This window comes from Acrocarpospora catenulata, assembly GCF_018476525.1.
In the GTDB taxonomy this organism is placed as follows: Bacteria; Actinomycetota; Actinomycetes; order Streptosporangiales; family Streptosporangiaceae; genus Acrocarpospora; species Acrocarpospora catenulata.
The window spans coordinates 145,840-167,565 of record NZ_JAHCST010000017.1 but is presented as its reverse complement, the minus strand read 5'-3'; the positions used below and the strand labels follow the sequence as shown (position 1 = coordinate 167,565).

The window sequence follows — 21,726 nt, the reverse complement described above, 5'->3', positions numbered from 1 at the left end:
CGCCCGGCCGGGTTGAGCCCGGCCGGGGCCTGTTGAGGCGGGTCGTCGGCGAAGGTGTAAGGCGCCGCGCCGGGCGGCAGGAACGCCTGGCGCGCCGTAGCGTCGCAGCCGTCGGCCTTGACCAGCCAGCCGCCCCGCAGCCCGGCGGCGGGTACCTGCCGCAGCAGGGCCTCGACGGCTGGATCGAAGGCGCGAATCACGCCCACTTCCAGCAGCACGCCCGCCTGGGCGGCCTGGCGGCGCAGGCGCCGGGTGCGCTCCACGTCCAGGCTGACGGGCTTCTCGGTGAACACGTGCATTCCGGCGGCGAGCGCCTGTTCGATCCACGGTTCGTGCACGCCGGTCAGCACCGCCAGCAGGTCTGCCCCCTCAAACAGGCTGGCGGTATCGCGGGCCACTCGGCCGACGCCGAAGCGGGCGGCCGCGTGCTGCGCGCGCTCGTGATCGCGGTCGGCGACGGCCACCACCTGCCAATCAGGGTGGGTGGCCAGGGCGGGCAGGTGGATGCCCAACGCGGCACCGCCGCAGCCGAGGACGGCCACCCGCCGCCGGACCGGGGCGGCGGTCATCGCCGGCCAGCCACGGAGAGCACGGCCGCATGGGCGCGGGCGCAGATCTCCTCGATCGGCAGGGCACGCAGGTGAGGGTTGAACAGCTCCACCGACACCGGGCCGCAATAGCCGGCCGCGGTCAGCGCACCGTTGAAGACCGGCCAGTCCAGCGTGCCGTCACCGGGGAACACCCGCATCTCGTCAGTCCAGGCCGGGACCAAGGCGTCGGCGGGGGTATCGGCGAGTTGCACGTGCAGGATGCGCCAGGGGCCCAGGCCGGTCAGGTGCGCAGGGTCGGCGCCGGATGCGGCCCAGTGGAAGGAGTCCACGCAGACTCCCACGGTCTCGGCCAGGGCCGCATCGCCGACACCGTCGAGAAAGTCGCGCAGCTGCGGCAGGCTGGTGATGAACGCGTGACGGCCGTCCAGGGAGGGCGGCAGTCCGGCCCGGACACCGACCGGTTCGACCGCGAGCATCACCTCATGGTCGGCGCAGGCCGCAGCCAGGGCGCCCAGCCGGGATGCGGCCAGGTCGCGAGCGGCGGACGGCTCCAGGTCGGTCCGCGGGTTGACCACGATGGTGGCGACGCGGCAGCCGATCGCCGTGAAAGCCGCCAGCCGGTCGGCCAGCCCCGTCAAGGCTTGGGTGTAGGTCGCCTCGTCGGCAAGCAGCGGATGCGGCAGAACGGGCCCGTCGGGCAGCAGCCCGCACGCGGCTGCCACCGTGACGCCGAGCCGCTCAAGCAGGGCGGCGGCCCGAGCCGGGCCCAGGGTGGTGATCTGCTGAATCGAGGCCTCGATGTGGCTGATCCCGGCGGCCGCGGCGGCCTCGGCCACCTGGGGGAACGACAGGCCGCTCACGGTGGCCGGGTTCAGGCAAGCGGCGAACGACGCAGTGTGTTCGGCAGGGGTGCTCATGCGGTGGCCAGCTTTCCGGCCAGCAGCGCCGCCCGAAGTTCCTCCAGGCCGTCCATGACCTCGCCCACCACCTGCGTGACCAGGCCGGAATCGATGGGGCCAGATCCGGAGTGCTGCACGAGGACCTGCCAGGGGTCGGCCAGGTCACGGCCGGACTGGGAGACCAGCGCGACCGCGCACGCCTGGCCGGTCAGCTCGTGCAACCGCTGGGCGGCCTCGGCCGCGGCCAGGTTGTAGAGCTTGCCGACGTGGTAGACCGGGTTCTTGCCGGAAACGCCCTCGGCCGACCAAGGGCGCAGCATGCTGATCAGCCCGTTGGCGCGGTTGCCGCGGCCGACCACGCCCTCGTCGCCGGACTCCAGGGATGAGCCCGTCGCGGTCAGATACAGCTCGCGGCGGGCGTCGTCGTCGCGGGTGTTGAGCGCGACGGTCACCTCGTACTCCGGGGCGATCCGCCCGGCGGCCTCGCGAATCAGCTTACGCATCTGGTCGCGGCGGGCGACATAGGTGTCCAGGTCCGGGGTATGGCGGGCGATCTGCGGCACGCAGGCGGTCAGGTGCACCTGCTGCCCGCAGCGCGTCACCATGAGCTTGATGTCGGTGCCGTAGTAGGGGTGGGCGGCCCGGAACGTCTCGCTCGACAGGTGCGACTCGATCCCCAGGGCCAGCAGCTCGGCCACCCCGAGGGGGGCGTAGCCGACCCCGGCAGAGGTGTCGTTGGCGAACAGGCGATGCCGCTCGGCCAAGTCGTCCAGGCTGCGGGGGGCGAACCAGAACCGGCGCCCGGCCTGCTGCCGGTCGGTGTCGCCGGCTACCCCTCCGGGGCTGGACGCCTGGGTGACACGCGGCCGCACCATCACATCACGGTGTACGTCCAGCAGGGGCAGCGCGGCGGCCAGGTGCGTACGGACCGCCTCGTCGATGATCTCCTCGACGAGGATCGGCGTGTCGCCGACGGCAGCGGTAAAGCGGCCGTTGATCAGCGCGGTGATCGGTGCCGTCAACGCGCCGTGACCGAAACCCACCTCGGCGGCGCCGCCGAGCAGCGCGGTTTTGTCGCTGTTGTGGTGCAGGATCGCGCCGAACTCCTCCAGGCAGTAGCGGCTGTAGGCGCGGGAGACGGCCTCGGCGACGCCGTCGGCCAGAGTGTCGGGGTGGCCGGCGCCTTTGCGTTCGACGAGTTCGAGCCCATGGTCGGCCGGGGGCAGACCGGTTGCGGTCGTCACGTGCATGTGCATCCTCCTAATCGGGGTGATGGGTTACGCGGGCGGTAGGAGCGTGTGGCCCATGCAGGCCAGCCGCCGCCGCTCCAGGTGGTAGGCGGCGATCCGGGCCAGGTCACGCAGCCCGACGGCCAGCAACGCGCGGTCCCAGAACCCCCAGGCGCCCACCAGGGCGGCCAGCGCGTCGAGCATGTCGGCCCGGTCGGCGCGCAGTGCGGGTGCCGGCACGGCGACGCTGGTGTGCATCCGGGCCACACAGACCCCGTGGCCGATGCCCTGGGCGAGGAACCAGCCAAGCCGGGTCCGGGCATAGCCGACGGGATGATCGACGACCGCGCCCGGCTCGATCACCACGCGCAGCCCCGCCTGGACAGCGCGGTCGGCGAACTCGAGGTCCTCGCAGTCCAACGGAAGCCGGCCGCGCCGCCCCAGGTCAGCGCGGAGCAAACCGAGACCAGGCAGGACCTGACGGTCGATGAGCAGGTTCGCGGTGACGATCCAGTACGGCCAGCCGTAGCCGGTGCGCCCCGGGGGCCAATCAACGGGCCCGTGGCACTCGGCCAGCGGCCGGGAGGTGGGGCCGTCCATCGCGATCGCCATGCCATCGGGGTAGCTGGTGATCACCCGGCCGCCGACGATCGCCGCCTTCTCCTCTATGGCGGCCGACACCAGCGCTTGCAGCCAGGTGGGCCGGGGGGTGATGTCCGGGTCGGTGATGGCGATGTAGTGGCCGCGGGCCGCGCGCATCCCGCGGTTACGTCCTCGGCTGACCCCGGCACGGGCCTCGCGCAGCGCCCGGACCGCGAACGGCCAGTTGCCGGCCGCGACCAGGGAACTGATGGTGCGATCGCGGCGCGCGTCGTTGTCGACGATGATCACGTCGAAGTCGGTCAGCGTCTGCATCGTCAGGGACTGCAGCAGGCTCCGCACGGCTGATCCGTTTCCGCGTGCGGAGACCACGACCGACACCAGCGGAGCCGACCGGTCCATGGTGTCCCCCTTCGCCGCGCCGCCCGATACCCGGCCGGGCTTGGTCCTGGCCGCGAGCAGATGTCGGCAGTGTCACCAGGCCCAGGAGGTACCGGCCACGGGGAAGGTGTTGCCTTGCTGTTGCCGAACGGATACTCGCCGCGAGCGGGGCCAGTTATGGTGAGCGGGCAGGCAACGCCCCCGGCGCCAGGAGCCCGCCATGTCCGACGGACCGTACCGGCATCCGCTGGCCGCAGTGCTCGCTCACCTGGGCCTGACCGCCACCGAGTACCTCGTGCTGGTTGACCGGCGGCACCGCGAACTCGGTTACGGCGCGATGGCCGTCCGCCGGGAGAAGGTGACCCGCTGGCAGTCCGGCGTCTCCATTCCCGAGCCGACCGCGCAACTCGCGATGGCCAGCCTGCACGGTGTTTCCCCCCGCGCTGTCACCGAACACGGCTGGCCCGACTGGCTGCTGCTGGCCTTCCCCGACGACCGCGCATTTCTTGATGCCCCCTGGACCGCAGCGGGTACCGTAACCTCACTAGCCGCGTCCGCGCGGGGAGGATCAATGGATCGACGAGGGTTCCTCATCGCCAGCGGGACGACGCTCGGTGCCCTGGCCCTGGACTGGGCGGGCGCACTCGGCGAGAGCCCGGCCGCCTCGGCCGCGGGCCGTCGACGGCTCACGGTGGGCATGGTGGCACGGCTTGAACAGCGGCTCGACGATCTACGCCACCTTGACGACGTGCTCGGCGGCGGTGAGCTTCGCAAGATCGCCGCCGCAGAGCTGCGCATGGTGACCAGCCTGGCGCACGAGACCATCTACGACGGCGCTGCCGGGCGCCGCCTGTTCGCGACGGTCTGCGAGGCGGCCCGCCTGTGCGGCTGGCAGCATTTCGACGCGGGACTGCACGCGGCCGCCCAACGGTACTTCGTCACCGCGTTACGTGCCTCGGCCACCGCGGGTGATGCGGAGATCGGCGCGAATGTTTTGGCCTTCATGGCCATCCAGACCTATTCGGTCGGCGACCCAGTCGACGCGGTCACTTTGCTCCAGACCGCTCTTAGCCAAGCAAAAGGCCATACCACTGCCCGAGTCATGGCGATGCTGCACGTACGGCACGCTCGCGCATTGTCCAAGACACCCCACGGCAAGACGGCGTGCCTGGCGGAACTTCACGCGGCAAGACAGCGGTTCGCGGCCGGCCCCCATGATGACGATCCCCTCTGGAGTTACTGGATGACCGAGGGCGAGCTCGAAATGCTCGCCGCCTCCTGCGCACTCGACCTCGGTGACCCCCGGCGAGCCCTGACGTTCTTCGAGGCCGCCAAAACCGCGGGCTACGCCGCCGACAGCTCCGTCCGGGACAACGCGTTGTACCTGACGCGCACCGCCGAGGCACACCTGGCCCTCAGCGACATCGAGCAGGCATGCGCCATCGCTCTCCAAGCTGTCGAGTTGAGCGGCGGCGTCGACTCCACCCGCCCCAGCGGAGCGATCATCGGCTTCCGCAAACGGCTGGGGCCACATCGGAAGATTCCGGCAGCTCGCCAATTCCTCGAAGCCACTGCCTGACCGGCGCGCGACTGCCAATGCCGCTGTTGGGCGAATATTTAGGGGGAAACGGCTCGTTGGCCTGCGTCCGTGTCATTCTGCACGGATGCGTAGCTGCCATCGAGGATGCTCAGCGCCAGTCGAGGATCGGTGTACAGCCGCGGATTCTTCTGTAGATGATCGACTTGCTCAGGAGTCAGCTGACGAACAAGCGGCACACCGTCGACCTTCACAATCAAAATGTCGCCGATCGCGATAAGAGCGTTACTGTTGTCCTTGAGCGTATCCAACAGACTTGCGACCGCCTCGGAGGTCGCCTTGGTGATCTGCGACTGGGGCTCTCCGTACAGACGCGCTTGCATGCCAGCCCGCGCGGCGTGCGCGGTACTATCCAAACGCTCAGGAGTCGCTTGCCTGCGGACGGCGGCGATAAACGCCTGCCATATTGACCCCTTGATGGGATGGCCGACGAGGATGATTTCTTGGTTGAGGGTGTCCAGTACGGCAGCCAGAGCCTCCCGTACTTGCTCGGCCGGGGTCTCATCATCCAAGTAGAGGACAACCGGCACGGGTACGATGCCAGACTCCGGGGTCCTCATGTCAATGATTTCCTGAAAGTACTCTATTTCGTCCTCTACGAGCGATTGGAAATCGTTTTGCCTCCGGTCGAGCTCCGCCCGCAGGAGCGCCTCACGTTCGACCCTCGAAGGTAGCAACCCGCTGGCGTAGTTAAATATGAGTGGTGGGAGACCGTCTCTATTCCTCGATCGCAGGTACCGGATCATCATCTTCGCGATACGTTTTCTGGCCGCCGACTGGCGGTCAGCATCAGTTCGCTGTTCGTCTCCCATGGCGCGGCCTCTCCTGGACTATGTTTTCTGAGGCTATGCCAATATATCGCTGCGAATAGGGTGTCTGGCACCTGATTGGCCGTGCCCGTTGTGCGCGCACAGGTGTGGCGGGAGTTCCCCGTCCTGAGACACCGGCGGGCCGGTTCGCACATCTGGTCGTGTCGACGGAGCTGCTGCAGCGCCGCGAGCGCGAGGGCACCGACGGGGTAGCGGAGATGCGTCGCCATGCCGCCGGGCTCGGCGGCAGCCCCAGAGCTTGACGGACACGTGGACGCCCGCCAGTCGGACAAAGTACCTGCGTCCCGGTGAGAACTGGGTGCCAGTCCGGAATTCAGGGACTGGCGTTCGCGGCTGCCCGGCGTTGAGCCCGGCTCTGGCGCATCGCTGCCTTCCTGGCTGGCTGGACGTACAGATGTTCGGCAATCTCAATGATCAGTTCGGCGACATCCGCGACCTCGTCAACTGAGTAGATGAGGCCCTGGTGGACGCTGTCGTTACCAAGCATCCGCGCCTCATGAAGATCATCGATCAGATCTGGGCCCAGACGGCCAGAGAGTTCGTCGATCTTTTCGTAGAGCGAGTACTTCGTCGCCCCCTGGTCCTTGCACAGCTCTTCAATCGCCGCCCGGTACATTGCGGCAGCACCGCGGAAAGCTTGCGCGATTTCGCAGCGACTGCCTTCAAGGAACCTGTCCCTGATTTCGCCGGGAACACTAGAGTCCAATTCGCGAGGCGAGGGTACGGGCCATAGCACCCGCCTCTCGACCGGATCGCGCATGCCGTTGCCCTCGGCAAACCTAATGATTCCCAAGCGAAGCCACGCTCTTCGGGATGAACCGATGTCGGGATCACCCCGGCTCGGCGGCCGCGGCAACCGGTCTGTTTCGAAAAGCCGATCGGCGCTGCCTATCGGTGAGGTCAGCAGATGAGGCGTTCGTAGCGTGGGCTCAGCCGGTAGGAACGGGTCTTGCGGGCCGAGTCGTGGATCTCCAGCAGTCCGTCTTGGACCCATCGGCGGGCGAGGGGGGCTACCGTCCGAGGGCTGAGGCCCAGATGAGAGGCGACCTGGGCACCGGTCACGATCCCATGGTCGCGAAAGAGCTCGAGCAACCGGCGGGCGCGCGGGTCGAGTCGCCGCAACACCGCCGAATCGTCACGGCCGGAGACGACACCTCCCGCCTGGGCCTCGGCCGCGCGGGCGCGGACCGCACCCAGGGCATCCGCCATGCTCACGCAGAAGAAGTCCACAAAGCCGGTGATGTCAGCCTCCGCACGTCCCAAGTAGTAATTGTGCGAAGGGTCGACCGTCAGCGCCGCATAGTACGCCGAAAGATCGCGGGCATAGTGCTCGTCCAGCGAGTAGATGCCCTTCAAACCGTAGCCGGCCTGGTGCAGCACCGGCGTGGTCAGCAGGCGGGCCGTGTGATCGTGAAGTTGGGCGTGAACACCCTCCAAAGGTGCGTGATCACGCTGATAAATGTCGAATAAATCGTCGATACAGCGAGTCCGCTGTTCCGCTGGACGACGTGTCATTGCTATCGGGGCGGCGGCGATCAGGCCGTCGACGGCAGCCATCGGGGTGGGCCAGTGGATGATCGCGGCGGCCAGTTCATTGAATGTGTCGGCGTGAGCCATTCTGGTCACGCACACCGACGAAATCGCCACTACTCGGGATGAGAACTCTCATTGTCAACGATCATCGCATCGTCCTCGCGGTCGCCGAAGACAACGTCTCCCTCGATCTGAATGACCGACACACCGGACTGCTCGATGGCTTCGCTTATGACCTGTTTGAACAGCCGAGCTTCGTCAAGGTCTCTGCAGAACACACGGCGAAACTGACCACCCGTCGTCTCAAGGACCATCTCATAATAGGGTTCCCTGATGCGCAACCGATAATAAATGACGAGCATCAAATAGGCGATCCAGACCCCTGCCAGGACGGTAATAGTTATCATAAGAGCGCGCCCAAGTCCGGGCGCCATCCACGCCGCCAGGGCTGCGCTCACCCCGATTCCCAGCAGAAGAGGAATGATCTTCCGAAATGGGTAGAAGGTGGCGAGCTTACCCTTCAGGGGCATCTCCCCGGCCCACAGGTGAGAGATGTTCGCCAAGGGGAAGCTCTCCTCATCCCCGAAATGCAGCATCCGGCCGCTGACGCGGATCGTATCCGCCGGGTAGCCTCTCCCGGCGCCGGTGTTCTCGGACAGCGGTATGGCCTGTTCCTGAACGGAAAAGGCCGCGGCATTACGGGTGAAGACGAACTCACCCGCGGTGTCCGTACCGCGCTGGTTGGGCTCAGGGAGGCGGCGCGTGTGAAGTCGACGCCGAAGGTGAAGGTAGATCAGGTTCAGGGGCAGATATTGAGGGCCGTCCAGGATGCCGGTGCGAACCAGGTCCAGGAGTTCCCCGGTGAACGAGGTACAAGCTTCCGCCTGCTGAGCGAGCGCGACGACGTGCGCAGCGTGATCACTGGCGGTGAGGGTGTACACACCGCGGGTGTCGGTGCTGTCGGCGATCGTGCCCTCGGACAACGCCTCGATCGCGCGGCCCGAATAGCAACAGTCCAGAATCACGATTTTCGTTCTCGCCGGGCTGTCAAGCAGCGCCTGCCGCACCCGTTCGTACTCTAGGCCCGTGATGTCCGGATCGCTGGCCTCGGTGTCGGCAAGCACAAGGCATAGCTGTCCGCGTCCCACGATGGTGCCGTGTCCGACGAAGTACACCAGCAGCACATCCTCGGTATCCCGGGCAATCCGCCGAAGCTTCTGCAGGATTTGCCGGACATCCGAGGGATCTCGCCACTCGATGATTCGGTCAGCGGGCCATCCGCACAATTCCGAATCGGTCAGTACCTCGCGCAGTCCGTTCAGACTGTTGGTGACCGCGGGAAGTGGAAGGTATGACGAATCCTGATAGTTCGATGTGCCGATCAGGATCGCTGTGGAACGGGAGTAGTCGGTGTGTTCAGAGCTCATCGCCTGCCCGTAGCACTTCCTGCAACATCGGCAGGACCGCCTCGTCCTTGATCCGTTGTGCGTCGACCTTCACGCTGCCGGACGGGGAGGTCACTGTGATCGCCACATTGACGCGACGGGTCTGCAGCCAGGCGGTCAATGACCGCGCGAGCGCGACCCCGGCGCCGCCGGTCCCCAACGCCACCACGAGCACATCGAGCGCCCCACCCAACTCGTTCTCGGCAGGGGGGCGGGAGACCGACCGCACCCTACCGATCAGAGCCCGCTCGCCTCGCAGCCATTCTTGCAGGTCAGCTAACTCCGCGACCTCGTCGTCACCGGAGACTCCAATCCTTGCCTCCACGAACACCTCACATCGTTCGCTTACCCTCACACAACTCCAGCCGGAAGCATCAGACAGCCATCATGGAGGCGAAGTACCAGATCCCACAATGTTCGCGCGGCGCGGCTATTACCGAACTTAAATGCGTCTTATCGGGCAGCTGACGAGGGCTGACCCGCCAGGTACGACCGGTGTGTGCGGTACGCGCAAAGCGGCGGCTTCACCCCCAGGAGCAACAGCGTCGCGAGGCGGTACGGCTGATCGGCCGGATGTTCCACATCGGCTACACGGTACCGGGCGTGGCCTGAAGAAGATCCAGTACCGGCCACACCTCGTGGACGGATGCCTCACCGAGACCGGCCAGACTCTCACGACAGGAGTCGACATCACGAATTAAAGATCAGTAGGTGACTCATCCCCGAGCGTGGGTCGCTCTCAGTCAGTGCGGTCGAGGACGTTTGTGCGGGCCACGGCGTACCGTTCGCGGATCGCCGGCACGGCGTCCGGCTCGTGCGTCTCGACCTGCCCGACCGTCCACGACGGCGGGCGCTGCCCGCCCGACAGCACCCAGGCCGCCTGGCGGGCGGCGCCGTCGGCGACGTACTCCCCCAGTGGTGGGACGAGCACGGGGCGGCCGAAGACTGTGGGCGCGATCCGGCGCACCGCCTCCGAGCGGGCGCCGCCGCCGACCAGGATGACCCGGTTGACCGTCGTGCCCTGCGCGATCATTGCGTCCAGCCCGTCGGCGAGTGCGCACAGCATGCCCTCCACCGCCGCGCGGGCCAGGTGCGCGGGGGTCGAGGTCCGCAGGGTCAGGCCGTGTACGGCTCCGGTGGCGTGCGGGCGGTTCGGGGTGCGCTCGCCCTCCAGGTAGGGCACCAGGACCAGCCCGTCGGCGCCCGGCGGGGCGGACAGCGCCAGCGCGGACAGCCCTGCGTGGTCCACCCGCAGCATGGTCGCGGCCGCGTCCAGCACCCGGGCGGCGTTGAGCGTGCACACCAGCGGCAGGAACCGGCCGGTCGCGTCGGCGAACCCGGCCACGATCCCGCTCGGGTCCGCGGCCGGCACGTCGGAAACGGTGGACACGATGCCGGAGGTGCCGATCGACACGATCACGTCGCCCGGCTCGGCGCCGGCACCCAGCGCCGCTGCGGCGCAGTCGCCGGCGCCGGGGCCCAGCAGCGCATCGGTGCGCAGGTGCCCGGCCTGACCGGTCGGCCCGAGCACCCGCGGCAGCAGCACATCGTCGCGACCGAACGCCAACCGGAGCAGGTCCAGGCGATACTCACCGGTCGCGGCCGACCAGTATCCGGTCCCGCTGGCCTCGCTGCGGTCGGTGCGCAGCGCATCGAGCCCCGGTGCGCCGGACAGTCGCCAGGTCAGCCAGTCATGCGGCAGACACACCGCGGCGGTACGGGCGGCGTTGTCCGGTTCCGCCGAGGCCAGCCAGCGCAGCTTGGTGACGGTGAAACTGGCCACCGGCACCAGGCCGACCGCCTCCGCCCATGCTCGCTGTCCCGCCTGGCCGCCGCCGAGATCCGAGATCAGGTCGGCGGCGGCGCCGGCCGAGCGGGTGTCGTTCCACAGCACGGCGTCCCGGATCACCGCGCCGCCGGCGTCCAGGCACACCATGCCCTGCATCTGCCCGGCGATCGAGGCGGCCGCCACGTCGTCCAGTCCGCCGGCCTGTGCGACCGCGTCGGACAGTGCGGCCTCCCACGCGGCCGGCGGCACGACGGTGCCGACGGGGTGTGGTGCGCGCCCTTCGCGCACCAGCTTCCCGGTCTCGGCGTCGCGGATGACGACTTTGCACGACTGGGTCGACGAGTCGATCCCGGCGACGAGGGGCACCGGTCCTCCAGGGGTGTCGGGGTGCGGGTCAGGGGGCGCGATTGGTCAGCGGGGGCCGCGGACCCAGGCGGTCGACGGCGAGCTGGTTGAGCGGATGAACCCGATGATCAGTTGTCGAGCCCGTTGGCACGCCGGTCATCAGATCGGCGTCAGTGTTCCGTTCACCCGCCGGGGGAGGTTGCCCGGGTTGTCGTCCCGTAGTTCTGGTGGCAGCAGGGCGGCCGGCCAGTTCTGGTACGCCACCGGGGTCAGCCAGCGGGTGATCGCGGCGGCTCCGACGGAGGTGTGGGCGGGGGAGGTGGAGGCGGGCCAGGGGCCGCCGTGGTGCATGGACCAGCAGACGGCCACGCCGGTGGGCCAGCCGTTCCAGATCACGCGTCCGGCGAGCCGGGTGAGGAGGGGGACGATCTCCGCCGCCTCGGTGGGCTCTTGGGCGTGGATGGTCGCGGTCAGGGACCCGGGCAGGCGGTCCAGCACGTCGAACAGGTCCGAAATTTCGCGATATTTCACGATCAGGGCGGCGGGGCCGAAGCATTCCTCGGCCAGGTCGGGGAGGCCGGTCGTGAACGCGTCGACATCGGTGAGGTAGACGTGCGGCACGACCGAGGTGGGGGCATCTCCGGGGGTTCCGGTGGCGAGTTCGTCCGCCTGGGACGACAGGCGGGCGAGGCCGTGTGCGTAGCCGTCCCTGATTCTGGGCGTCAGCATCGGACCGCCGGTGGTGGCGGAGACCGCGTCGGCGATGGCCTTGAGCAGGGTGTCGTCCGAGGGGACGAAGACCAGGCCCGGGTTGGTGCAGAACTGGCCGACGCCCAGAGTGAGGGAGGCGGCGAAGCCGGTGGCCAGGGCCGAGAGGTCACCGGTGAGCGCCGAGGGCAGGACCACGACCGGGTTGACGCTGCCCAGTTCGCCGTAGAACGGGATGGGGTCCGGGCGCTCCTGGATCAGCCGCTGGATCGCCGTGCCGCCGGGGATCGACCCGGTGAAGCCGACCGCCGCGACGGAGGGGTGCTGGACGAGGTGGCGACCGGCGTCGGCGCCGTGTACGAGGCCGAGCAGGGCCGGGTCGGGCAGGGCCGTACGGATGACGGAGGCGACCAGCCCGGACAGGACAGGATGCCCGGGATGGGCCTTCACCACGACGGGGCAGCCGGCGGCCAGGGCGGAGGCCACGTCCCCACCGGCCACCGAGAAGGCGAACGGGAAGTTGCCGGCGGCGAAGACGCCGACCACGCCGGGGAGCGGGTGGTTCATGCGCCGGACGTCCGGCCGGGGCGGGGTCTGCCCGGGGTCGGCGTGGTCGATGGTCGCGTCCAGGTAGCCGCCGTCCCCGAGCACCTCGGCGAAGAGCCGGAACTGCCCGGCAGACCTGGCGATCTCCCCCCGGAGGCGTACCTCGCCGAGGGCGGTTTCGTCGTCGGCCGCGCGCCAGAGCTCGTCGGTGGCGGCCAGGAGCACGTCGGCGATCGACTCCAGGACGGCCGCGCGGTCGGGGGCGGGGGTGGCGCGCCAGGCGCGGCCCGCCTCGGCCGCCGCCACCACGGTCGCGGCGACCTCGTCCTCGGTGCTCTCGGGGATCGGCTCGCCGACCGCCTGGCCGGTACGCGGATCCTGAGCGAACAGCATAAGAGCCACCTTTCAGTAATATGTAACACCTTATTACCAAAGGGACCCGCCAACCGGTCCAAGAGCGCCTCAGCCCGAGGAGGCCGCGGCAGGCCGCTCAGGGAAGCGATCCGGGATTACGGAACGGAACCCGAAACCCGGTTCAGCCAGCGGGTGTGGGCGCCGCCGAACGGGCCGTCGCCGCCCGCGACGGCAGACAGGAGCCAGTCGGCCGCGTGGCGGGCGTTCTCGATCACGTCGGGCGGGTAGCCGAACCAGACCTGGTGATCGGCGAACTCGTCCTCGTCGTCGAGGAAGACCGTGCCGTCCTGGAGGCGGATCACGTCGAGGTCCAGGTCCACCATGGTGACACCGCCGTCCTGCCACACCGGGACGGTCGTGATGTCGCAGTAGGACGCCATCGAGTGAGTCGCCGGGTTGAACGTCGCCGTCCACCAGGTGTCCCGGGGAAACAGTTTCACGTACGGGAGCTCCCACACGATGGGCGGCCCCTCGCCCAACCGGCCGACCGTCCCCGGCGGGCAGCCCACCCAGACGCCGTGCTCGTCCTCACCGAGGCGGACTGCCCGGTAGTTCCAGTGCAGCCTGCCGTCGTACTTGCGGTACACCACCCCGATGTCCGACATCACGAAAAACGACGATAACTGATCGTGCGCCAGAATCTTAGGTATGCGCTTCGGCATCCTGGGACCCACCGAGGTCCGCCGGGAAGACGGCGAACCCGTGGCCATCAGCGGCCTGCGCCTGCGCACCCTGCTCGGCCTGCTGGTCCTGGAGGCGAACAGGGTGGTGCCCGCCGAACGTCTCATCGACGTCCTGTACGGTGACGGCCCCCCGGCGAACGCGCCCAACGCGCTCCAGGCCCAGGTCTCCCGGCTCCGGCAGCTGCTCGCCGCCGACCTCGTGGTCCGGCACCCGGCCGGGTACCGGCTGGCGGCGAACCCAGATCAGGTGGACGCGCACCGCTTCGAACGACTGGCCGCCGCGGGCCGTACCGCGCTCAGGGCGGGGGACCACCGCAGGGCCGCCGGACTGCTCCGGGAGGGCCTGGCGCTCTGGCGTGGCCCGGCCCTGGCCGACCTGAGCGAGACGCTGGCCGGACCGGCCGCCCGGCTGGAGGAGCTGCGGCTGAGCGCGGTGGAGGATCACGCCGAGGCCGTACTGGGCCTGGCGGCCGGGCCCGACGCGATCACCCCGGAGCTGGCCGACCTGGTCGCGGCGCACCCGCTCAGGGAACGCCTGCGCGGGCTCTACATGCGCGCCCTGGTCGCGGAGGGCCGCCAGGCGGAGGCTTTGGCCGCCTACGAGGAGGGACGGCGGCTGCTGGCCGAGGAGCTGGGGGTGGACCCCTCCCCTGAGCTGGCCGCCGTCCACCTGGCCATCCTGCGCGCGCAGACCCCGCCCGCCCCCGAGGGCGGCCCGGGGGAAGGACCGCGCGGTGCGCTGCCCGCCCAGCTCACCCCGCTGATCGGCCGCGCCGGTGAGCTGGCCGCCATCGGCGAGCTGCTCGGCGCGTCCCGGCTGGTCACGCTGACCGGCCCGGGCGGCACCGGCAAGACGCGCCTGGCGGTGGAGGCGGCGGGTCTGGCCGGGCTGGAGGTCCGCTTCGTGGCGCTGTCGCCTCTGACGGAACGCCGCGAGGTGGCGCGCTCGCCGCTGGCGGACGGCCGCGATGTGGTGCAGGCCGTGCTCACCGCCGTGGGCCTGCGCGAGACCGGGCTGTTCCACCGCCCCCACCCCGACCGCACCGCCCACCACGAGCACACGGATCCGCCGGACCGACTGGACCGGCTGGCCGCCGCGCTGGCCGGCCGGTCGTTGCTGATCGTCCTGGACAACTGCGAACACGTGATCGCGGACGCCGCCGCGCTGGCCGACCGCCTGCTGGCCGCCTGCCCGCTGCTGCGGATCCTGGCCACCAGCCGCGAAGGCCTCGGCATCACGGGCGAACACCTGTACCCGGTGCCGCCGCTGGCACTCCCCCCACCACCCCCAACAACCCCACTAAATCCGGAAATGCCGGATGTGACGCAGGCGCTGGACTACCCCGCGATCCGGCTGTTCACCGAACGGGCCGCGGCGGTCCGGCCCGGTTACCCGGTGACCGCGGCGGACCTGGGCTCGGTGATCGCCATCTGCCGGGCCCTGGACGGGCTACCGCTGGCCATCGAGCTGGCCGCCGCGCGGGTGCGCTCGCTCCCCGTCGCCGAGATCGCCACCCGGCTGGCGGCGGGCGCCTCCGCCGACCCGTTCCGGCTGCTGTCGAAAGGCAGCAGGGTGGCCGAGCCGCGCCACCGCACGCTGCGCGCGGTCATCGAGTGGAGCTGGGACCTGCTCGACGAGGCCGGGCGCACGCTCGCCCGGCGGCTGACCGTGTTCGCGGGCGGGGCCACCCTCGCGGCGGCCGAGCGGGTCTGCGGCCTGCCCGGGGACGAGCTGGTCGACCTGCTCGCCGACCTGGCCGACAAGTCGCTGGTCGAGGTGTCCGGCGACCGGTACCGGATGCTCGACACGATCCGGGCCTTCTGCGCCGAGAAGCTGGCCGAGGCGGGCGAGGCGGACGCGCTCCGGGAGGCGTACACGGCCTACTACCTGGAGCTGGCCGAGACCGCCGACCCGCACCTGCGCGCGGCCGAGCAGCTGGACTGGCTGCGGCTGCTGGACGCCGAGCACGACAACCTGGTCGCCGCGCTGCGCCGGGCCGACCTGGACCGGGCGCTGCGGCTGTTCAGCGCGCTCAGCTCCTACTGGTGGCTGCGCGGGCTGCGCAGCGAGAGCGCCACCCTGGCCGCCGAGCTGGTGGCCCGGCTGGGCCCCGAGCCACCGGATCAGGAGCAGTACGCGCTGGTCGTGCTCACCCTGGCCGCCGGCGGCGCGCGCGTCCCCGGGCTGCCGGCGCACCTGACCAGGGCGGACGCGATCATGCGCGAAATGAACTGGCTCCCGCGCCAGCCCTACGTGTCCGTGCTCTGGTCGATGGTGATCGGCCCACCCAGCCGGGAGCTCGCCGACATCCTCCTGGCCGAGCAGCGCACACTGCCGATGGAGCCCTGGATGCGGGCGCTGTCGGACTTCGGCTGGGGCCTGCTGGCGCTCATGGACGGCCGGGTGGCGGAGGCGGAGCGCATGCTGGAGCCCGCCTTCGCGGCCTTCCAGCGGCTGGGCGAGCGGTGGGGCATGTCGATGACGCTGGTCGGCCTCTCCGAGGTGGCCGAGTGGCGGGGCGACCGGGAGCGCGCGCTGGCCCTGCTCGACCGTGCGCTGGAGCTGATGGAGCGGCTGAACGCCACCGTCGACATGGCCGAGCTGATGTGCCGGCGGGCCGCCAACCGGACCATCGTCGCCGGGGAACGGCCGGAAGTGATCGCCGAGGCCCGTGCCGACTACGAGCGCGCCGCTGAGCTGGCCCGCCGGGCGGGCGCGCCGGAGATCCTGGCCAGGGCCACGGTGGGACTGGCCGAGCTGGCCCGCAGGGGCGGCGACCTGGCGGCGGCCAGGGAGCTCTGCCACCGCGCGCTGGCCGGGAGCGGCGACTGGTTCAGCGCCGATGAGATCCGGATATCCACGCACATCGCGCTCGGCTGGACCGCGCTGGCCGAGGGCGACGCCGACGAGGCCGAGCGGTGGCACCGGGCCGCGCTCGTCTCCGGCTTCGGCCACCGCAACCTGCTGGTCGCCGCCCGGGTCGCCGAAGGCCTGGCCGGCGTGGCCCTGCTCCGCGGCGACCACACCCGGGCCGCCGCCCTGCTCGGCGTCGGCACGGCCCTGCGCGGCGAGCCGGAGCCCGACGACCCGGACCGCGCCTGGGTGAGCCGGCTCTGCCACGCGGCGCTGGGCCCCGCCCGCTTCACCGCGGCCCTCCGGCGCGGCGCGGCGGTCCCCCGCGAACAGCTGGTCCACATCGCCACCGGAACCGCCGTCCTGGCCGCCATCGAGGGCGCCACCGCCTGAGCCTCCCCGAACAGGCGCCCGGTCAGCCGCCGTCAGCGCCCGTCAGCGGCCGGTGGGCGCCCCGTCAGCGCGCCGCCCGATGCTCGCCCCATGACCGCTCCGATAACGAACTCCCGCAAGTGGGGCACCCTCGTCATCTCCTGCCTCGCCATGTTGCTGCTCGCCCTCGACCTGACCGTGCTGCACCTGGCCGCCCCCAAACTGGTCGAGGACATGGCCCCGACCGGCACCCAGCTGCTCTGGATCCTGGACATGTACGGCTTCGCGCTGGCCGGCCTGCTCATCACCATGGGCAATCTGGGAGACCGGATCGGCCGCAAGCGCCTCCTGCTGATCGGCACCGCCGCCTTCGGGGCCGCGTCCGTGCTCACCGCGTACGCGCCCACCCCGGAACTGCTGATCGCGGCCCGCACCCTGCTGGGCGTGGCCGGGGCCACCATCATGCCCTCCACCCTCTCCATCGTCCGCAACGTCTTCACCAACCCCAAGGAGCGCACGGCGGCCGTGGGCCTGTGGAGCAGCGTCTCCGCGCTCGGCTTCGCGGTCGGCCCGGTGGTCGGCGGCCTGCTGCTCGATCACTTCTGGTGGGGCTCGGTGTTCCTGATCAACGTGCCCATCACGGCCGGCCTGCTGCTCGGCGGCCTGCTGGTGCTCCCCGAGTCGCGCAACCCGCGCTCCCGGCCGCTGGACCTGGTCAGCGTGCCGCTCTCGATGGCCGGGGTGATCGGCCTGGTGTACGCGCTGAAGGCGGCCGCGCACGACGGCCTCGGCCACCCCGGGTTCTGGATCTCGGCCGCGATCGGCCTGACGGCCATGGTGGTCTTCGTACGGCGGCAGACCCGGCTGGCCGAGCCGCTGATCGACGTCCGGCTCTTCCGCCTGCCGGCCTTCTCCGGCTCGATCGGGGCCAACCTGGTGGTCATCTTCAGCTCGCTGGCCATGTCGGTGGCCTTCGCGCAGTACTTCCAGCTGGTCAGGGGCTGGTCGCCGCTGATGGCCGGCCTGGCGGGGCTGCCGGGCGGGGTGTCGGGGGCGATCGGCGGCGGGCTGGCCGGGGTGCTGGTGGGCGCCATCGGCCGGGCCCGGGTGGTCGCCCTCGGCGTGCTGCTCACCGCCGCCGGGTTCTTCATCTACACGGGCATCGGGCTGGACACCTCGTACTGGTACCTGCTCCCGGCCATGATGGTGTTCGGCGTCGGCCTGGGCTTCACCTTCGCGGTCACCAACGACACGCTGCTGGCCTCGGTGCCCAGGGAACGGGCGGGGGCGGCCTCCGCCATCGCCGAGACCGCCCAGGAGGTCGGGGGTTCGCTGGGCATCGCCGTACTGGGGAGCGTGCTCGGCGCGCTCTACCGGCAGAACCTGACCCTGCCCCCCGGCTTCCCCGCCGAGGCCAAGGAGTCCCTCGGCGCCACCCTGCACGCGGCGAGCACGCTGCCCGCCCAGCTCGGCGACGCCCTGGCGCTGACCGCCAGGCAGACCTTCGTGGACAGCATGCGGGTGAGCATGCTCATCGGCGGCACGCTGCTGGCCGTCTTCTCCGTGGTCGTCCTGTACGCGCTGCGGAGCGTGCCCAAGGAGATCCCGGAGGTCGACCTGGACGACGAAGGCCGGGTCCAGGACCAGGTGCCGGCCTGAACCCCCGCCCGGCACGGGGATGGCGGCGCGTAGCTCCGGCCACGCGCCGTCCTTCCGTTTCGATCTCAGATCTCGATGACCACCGGAATGATCATCGGGCGGCGCCGGTAGGTGTCGCTCACCCAGCGGCCCACGGTCCGCCGGAGCACCCGGCGGATCTGCTGCACGTCGGCCACCCCGGCCGCGGCCGCGTCCTGGAGCGCCCGCTCGATCTGCGGCAGCACCGCGTCCAGCGAGTCCGGGTCGATGCCGGAACCACGCGCGGTGATCTCGGGGCCACCGGTCAGTTTGCCCGTGGTGGTGTCCACCACGACGACGACCGAGATGAAGCCCTCGTCGCCCAGGATGCGCCGGTCCTTCAGCGCCACCTCGGTGATGTCGCCCACCGAGGTGCCGTCCACGAACACGTATCCGGCGGGGACCGCGCCGACCACCTTGGCCTGGCCGTCCAGCAGGTCCACCACCACGCCGTCCTCGGCGATGACGATGTTCTCCTCGGGCACCCCGGTCATCCGGGCCAGCTTGGCGTGCGCCCGCAGGTGCCGCCACTCGCCGTGCACCGGCATGAAGTTGGACGGCTTGGTGGCGTTCAGCACGTACAGCAGCTCGCCCGCGGCGGCGTGGCCGGAGACGTGCACCAGCGCGTTCCCCTTGTGGATCACCCGGGCGCCCCACCGGGTCAGCCCGTTGATGACCTTGTTCACCGCGGTCTCGTTCCCCGGCACCAGGGAGGAGGCCAGCAGCACGGTGTCACCCTCGGCGACCCGGATCGGGTGGTCCCGGTTGGCCATCCGGGACAGCGCGGCCATCGGCTCGCCCTGGGAGCCGGTGCAGATCAGCACCACGTCCTCCGGCGGCCACTCCTCGATCTCCCGGGAGTCCACCAGCAGCCCCGCCGGCACCCGCAGGTAGCCCAGATCCCGGGCCACCCCCATGTTCCGCACCATGGACCTGCCGATCAGGGCCACCTTGCGGCCGTACTTCTCGGCCGAGTCGATGGCCTGCTGCACGCGGTGGATGTGCGAGGCGAAGCAGGCCACGATGATGCGCTTCTCGGCGGTACGGACCACGTCGTCGATGACCGGGGCGATGTCCCGCTCACTGGTGACGAAGCCGGGCACCTCGGAGTTGGTGGAGTCCGACATGAGCAGGTCCACGCCCTCGGAGCCGAGCCGGGCGAACCCCCCGAGGTCGGTCAGCCGCCCGTCCATCGGCAGCTGGTCCATCTTGAAGTCGCCGGTGTGCAGCACGATCCCGGCCGGCGTGCGCACGGCCACCGCCAGCGCGTCCGGGATGGAGTGGTTGACGGCGAAGAACTCGCACTCGAACGGCCCGAACCGGCGCCGCTCCCCCTCGATGACCTCCTGCTTGACCGGCTGGATGCGGTGCTCGGTGAGCTTGGCCTCGATCAGGGCCAGCGTCAGCTTGGCCCCGACCAGCGGGATGTCCCGCCGCTCCCGGAGCAGGTACGGCACCGCCCCGATGTGGTCCTCGTGGGCGTGGGTGAGCACCACGGCCTCGATGTGCTCCAGCCGGCCCCGGATGTACTCGAAGTCCGGCAGGATCAGATCGACGCCGGGCTGGTCCGGCTCCGGGAAGAGCACCCCGCAGTCGACGACCAGCAGCCGCCCGTCGTACTCGAAGACCGCCATGTTGCGGCCGATCTCACCGAGGCCGCCCAGCGCCACGATGCGCAGGCCGTGCTCCGGGAGGGGGGGCGGGGGGCCGAGCTCGGGGTGAGGATGGCTCATCGGCGGGCTCCGTTCCGCCCGGCGAAGCCGGAGCCGTGTTCACTATGTTCTGCTGGACGCACTCAGTCTCCTGTGATCTTCAGGCCACCCGCGACGAGATCCGCGCGGAGCAGCGCGATTTGTTCTGATGTTGCCTCGACCAGCGGGAGCCGGTTTCCACCGACATCCTGGCCGACAAGTCGGAGCGCGGCCTTGACCATGATGGCCCCCGCGGACCTGTTCATGATCCCGTGCACCACGGGGAGCAGCCGCTGGTGGATCTCCAGCGCCGCCGCGACCTCCCCGGCCCGGTAATGCCCGATCATCGCCGCCAGGTCGGCCCCGGCCACGTGGCCCACCACGCTGACGAAGCCGGCCGCGCCCACCGAGAGCCAGGGCAGGTTGAGCGCGTCGTCACCACAGTAGAAGGCCAGGTCCGGGCAGGCCGCCATCACCTGGGAGCTGGTGAACAGGTCGCCCTTGGCGTCCTTGACCGCGCGGATGGCGGGGTGCTGGGCGAGCCGGATCAGCGTCTCCGGGGCGATCGGCACCACGGAGCGCCCCGGGATGTCGTAGAGCATGACCGGCAGCGCGGTGGCCTCGGCGATGGCCACGAAGTGCTGGTAGATCCCCTCCTGCGGGGGCTTGCTGTAGTACGGCGTGACCGCCAGCAGGCCGTGCGCCCCGGCGCGCTGGGCGGTCCTGGCCGCCTCGACGCTGTGCGCGGTGTCGTAGGTCCCCACCCCGGCGACCACGGCGGCCCGGTCGCCCACCGTCTCGACCACGGCGCGCAGCAGGCGCTCTTTCTCGTCGTCGGTGGTGGTCGGGGACTCACCGGTGGTGCCGCTGACGATGAGGCCGTCGTTGCGCTGTTCGTCCACCAGGTAGGCCGCCAGGCGGCGGGCCGCGGCGTAGTCCACCGCGCCGTCGGCGGTGAAGGGGGTGACCATCGCGGTGAGCATGCGGCCGAAGGGGGCGTCGGAGGTTCCAGTTGGCGGTGCCATAGACCGAACGGTACCCGGATCCGCCGAAACGGTGGACCTCGCCACCCCGCTACCCACTGTCAGAGGAGTCCTGAACAGGAAAGAGGCCGCCGATATGTGCTCGGGGGTACACACATCAGCGGCCTCTATCCGAAGAATCGGCGTTCCTTACGCCCGTGTTACAGACTTCTCGCGAGAATTTTCCCACCTTCTGCGGCGGCTGGGGCCTGAGCGGGGAATCGCAGGTCAGCGAGCCAGCCCGAGAAGCAACCGCTGCCACACGCGTTCCGCCCTGGCCGCGATCAGCCGCTCGGTCTCGTGCACCCGGTTGCCGTCCGCGGCGCGTACCGTACGGCGGACGAAACGCAGGCCGCCCGCCTGACAGAACTCGTAGATGGTGGTCCGGCACTCGCAGGTGTGCGCCCGCACCCGGGTCCGGTCCGTCCTGGACACGGCGGGCAGCCAGCGTAACCGCTCGCAGTTCGGCTGCGCGGGGGCCACGTGCAGCCCGTGGCCGTCGGACAGATCGACCAGGGTGGACTCGCGTTCCATCGGGTGCCGGTGATCCTTAAGACCGA

At 70.3% G+C, this 21,726-nt stretch carries 18 protein-coding genes; 3 read left to right on the top strand and 15 right to left on the bottom strand.

What is annotated here, in order from left to right; all coding sequences use genetic code 11:
* The 4 genes from KIP79_RS20200 to KIP79_RS20185 all read right to left on the bottom strand — a co-directional run.
* Positions 1-569 (bottom strand): Gfo/Idh/MocA family protein (locus KIP79_RS20200; RefSeq protein ID WP_214106414.1); only part of this gene is annotated, 569 nt, incomplete at its 3' end.
* A complete protein-coding gene (locus tag KIP79_RS20195; protein WP_214106413.1) occupies positions 566-1,468 on the bottom strand; it encodes a sugar phosphate isomerase/epimerase family protein in 903 nt (300 codons plus the stop codon). The genes KIP79_RS20200 and KIP79_RS20195, both read right to left, overlap by 4 nt.
* A complete protein-coding gene (locus tag KIP79_RS20190) occupies positions 1,465-2,700 on the bottom strand; it encodes a methionine adenosyltransferase (protein WP_214106412.1) in 1,236 nt (411 codons plus the stop codon). Before KIP79_RS20190 ends, KIP79_RS20195 begins: the two co-directional genes overlap by 4 nt.
* A 27-nt stretch (positions 2,701-2,727) precedes the next feature.
* Entirely contained in the window at positions 2,728-3,681 is a 954-nt protein-coding gene (locus KIP79_RS20185) for a glycosyltransferase family 2 protein (RefSeq protein WP_214106411.1), read from the bottom strand.
* Positions 3,682-3,880: 199 nt separating this feature from the next.
* Here KIP79_RS20185 and KIP79_RS20180 point away from each other — a divergent pair, with 199 nt between their 5' ends.
* Positions 3,881-5,239 carry an NsdA family TPR-like regulatory protein gene (locus tag KIP79_RS20180; RefSeq protein WP_214106410.1) on the top strand — a complete coding sequence of 453 codons (1,359 nt, stop codon included), beginning with the start codon at positions 3,881-3,883 and terminating at the stop codon, positions 5,237-5,239.
* A 38-nt stretch (positions 5,240-5,277) separates the two neighbouring features.
* On the opposite strand, the gene KIP79_RS20175 is transcribed toward KIP79_RS20180, so the two are convergent.
* The 8 genes from KIP79_RS20175 to KIP79_RS20140 all read right to left on the bottom strand — a co-directional run bounded on the left by KIP79_RS20175 (position 5,278) and on the right by KIP79_RS20140 (position 13,472).
* Positions 5,278-6,069: a hypothetical protein gene (locus KIP79_RS20175; protein ID WP_214106409.1), complete on the bottom strand. Its 792-nt coding sequence runs from the start codon at positions 6,067-6,069 to the stop codon at positions 5,278-5,280.
* Between the two features lie 331 nt (positions 6,070-6,400).
* Positions 6,401-6,847, bottom strand: a complete 447-nt coding sequence (locus tag KIP79_RS20170) for a DUF4145 domain-containing protein (RefSeq protein ID WP_214106408.1) — start codon at positions 6,845-6,847, stop codon at positions 6,401-6,403.
* A 140-nt stretch (positions 6,848-6,987) separates the two neighbouring features.
* Positions 6,988-7,734 (bottom strand): type IV toxin-antitoxin system AbiEi family antitoxin domain-containing protein, encoded by a 747-nt coding sequence (locus KIP79_RS20165; protein ID WP_214106407.1) that lies wholly within the window; start codon positions 7,732-7,734, stop codon positions 6,988-6,990.
* Positions 7,734-9,047, bottom strand: coding sequence for a caspase, EACC1-associated type (locus tag KIP79_RS20160; protein ID WP_214106406.1), 1,314 nt, complete (start codon positions 9,045-9,047; stop codon positions 7,734-7,736). Before KIP79_RS20160 ends, KIP79_RS20165 begins: the two co-directional genes overlap by 1 nt.
* Positions 9,037-9,390: an effector-associated constant component EACC1 gene (locus KIP79_RS20155; protein WP_308169806.1), complete on the bottom strand. Its 354-nt coding sequence runs from the start codon at positions 9,388-9,390 to the stop codon at positions 9,037-9,039. Before KIP79_RS20155 ends, KIP79_RS20160 begins: the two co-directional genes overlap by 11 nt.
* A 414-nt stretch (positions 9,391-9,804) precedes the next feature.
* Positions 9,805-11,220 (bottom strand): xylulokinase, encoded by a 1,416-nt coding sequence (locus KIP79_RS20150; protein ID WP_214106404.1) that lies wholly within the window; start codon positions 11,218-11,220, stop codon positions 9,805-9,807.
* A gap of 138 nt (positions 11,221-11,358) precedes the next feature.
* Entirely contained in the window at positions 11,359-12,846 is a 1,488-nt protein-coding gene (locus tag KIP79_RS20145; RefSeq protein ID WP_214106403.1) for an aldehyde dehydrogenase (NADP(+)), read from the bottom strand.
* 116 nt (positions 12,847-12,962) lie between these two features.
* The gene (locus tag KIP79_RS20140; protein ID WP_214106426.1) at positions 12,963-13,472 is read right to left on the bottom strand and encodes a DUF402 domain-containing protein; all 510 of its coding nucleotides are present in this window, start codon (positions 13,470-13,472) and stop codon (positions 12,963-12,965) included.
* 43 nt (positions 13,473-13,515) lie between these two features.
* Between KIP79_RS20140 and KIP79_RS20135 the strand changes: the two genes are divergently transcribed.
* Positions 13,516-16,797, top strand: coding sequence for an AfsR/SARP family transcriptional regulator (locus tag KIP79_RS20135; protein WP_214106402.1), 3,282 nt, complete (start codon positions 13,516-13,518; stop codon positions 16,795-16,797).
* Positions 16,798-16,887: 90 nt separating this feature from the next.
* Positions 16,888-18,435: an MFS transporter gene (locus KIP79_RS20130; protein WP_214106401.1), complete on the top strand. Its 1,548-nt coding sequence runs from the start codon at positions 16,888-16,890 to the stop codon at positions 18,433-18,435.
* 65 nt (positions 18,436-18,500) lie between these two features.
* On the opposite strand, the gene KIP79_RS20125 is transcribed toward KIP79_RS20130, so the two are convergent.
* The 3 genes from KIP79_RS20125 to KIP79_RS20115 form a co-directional block, all read right to left on the bottom strand.
* Positions 18,501-20,186, bottom strand: coding sequence for a ribonuclease J (locus KIP79_RS20125; RefSeq protein ID WP_214106400.1), 1,686 nt, complete (start codon positions 20,184-20,186; stop codon positions 18,501-18,503).
* A gap of 62 nt (positions 20,187-20,248) precedes the next feature.
* Positions 20,249-21,169, bottom strand: coding sequence for a 4-hydroxy-tetrahydrodipicolinate synthase (dapA, locus tag KIP79_RS20120; RefSeq protein ID WP_214106399.1), 921 nt, complete (start codon positions 21,167-21,169; stop codon positions 20,249-20,251).
* 225 nt (positions 21,170-21,394) lie between these two features.
* Entirely contained in the window at positions 21,395-21,700 is a 306-nt protein-coding gene (locus KIP79_RS20115) for a hypothetical protein (protein WP_214106398.1), read from the bottom strand.
* Positions 21,701-21,726 lie beyond the last annotated feature (26 nt).